The 1,141-nt window shown below is 45.7% G+C and carries 1 pseudogene; it reads left to right on the top strand.

Annotated elements, in window-relative coordinates:
- Positions 1 to 1,141 (top strand): annotated as a pseudogene (locus AAZR23_RS20670) (hypothetical protein); the annotation flags it as partial.

The following is a 1,141-nucleotide window of genomic DNA, read 5'->3' as shown; positions in this document are numbered from 1 at the left end:
TTCGGCGGTAAAAAACTCAGCGGTGTCAGCAATGCTGCGCTGGCAGCGGATTCCACCGAGGCGGTGAACGGCAGTCAGCTGTTTGCCACTAATGAGCAGGTAAAGGCGAATACAGACGGGATCACCCGACATACTGCTGATATTGCGGGCAATAAAGCCGATATCGCTAAAAATACTACGGATATTGCAGGCAATAAAACCGCCATCACTCAGAACACCACCGATATTACGAAAAATACGTCTGATATTGCAGGCAACACGGCAGCAATTAATCAGAACACTACTGATATCACAAGCAATAAAACCGCGATCACTCAAAACACCACAAATATTACCAAAAATACGTCTGATATTGCAGGCAACACGGCGGCAATTAATCAGAACACCACCGATATTACGAAAAATACGTCTGATATTGCAGGTAATAAGGCCGATATCACCAAAAATACCACTGATATTGCAAAGAACACGGGTGATATCACCACCATCAATAACAATCTGGCGGCGGGGACTCTGGGTCTGGTGCAGCTGAGCGATGATGGTAAGAAAGTTGTGCTCAGTGATAAAGCCAAAGATGCGACAGTATTTGAGTTCGGTGACAAAAAACTCAGTGGTGTCAGCAATGCCGCACTGGCAGCGGATTCCACCGAGGCGGTGAACGGCAGCCAGCTGTTTGCCACCAATGAACAGGTGACGGCGAATACAGACGGGATCACCCGACATACTGCTGATATTGCGGGCAATAAAGCCGCCATCACTCAGAACACCACAGATATTACGAAAAATACGTCTGATATTGCAGGCAACACGGCAGCAATTAATCAGAACACTACTGATATCACAGGCAATAAAACCGCCATCACTCAGAACACCACTGATATTACGAAAAATACGTCTGATATTGCAGGTAACACGGCAGCAATTAATCAGAACACTACTGATATCACAGGCAATAAAACAGCGATCACTCAAAACACCACAAATATTACGAAAAATACGTCTGATATTGCAGGGAATAAGGCCGATATCACCAAAAATACCACTGATATTGCAAAGAACACGGGTGATATCACCACCATCAATAACAATCTGGCGGCGGGGACTCTGGGTCTGGTGCAGCTGAGCGATGATGGTAAGAAAG

This window comes from Morganella sp. Je.2.23, from assembly GCF_051129855.1.
GTDB lineage: Bacteria > Pseudomonadota > Gammaproteobacteria > Enterobacterales > Enterobacteriaceae > Morganella > Morganella sibonii.
The sequence above is the reverse complement of the archived record's forward strand: the minus strand, read 5'-3'. Positions and strand labels throughout refer to the sequence as shown.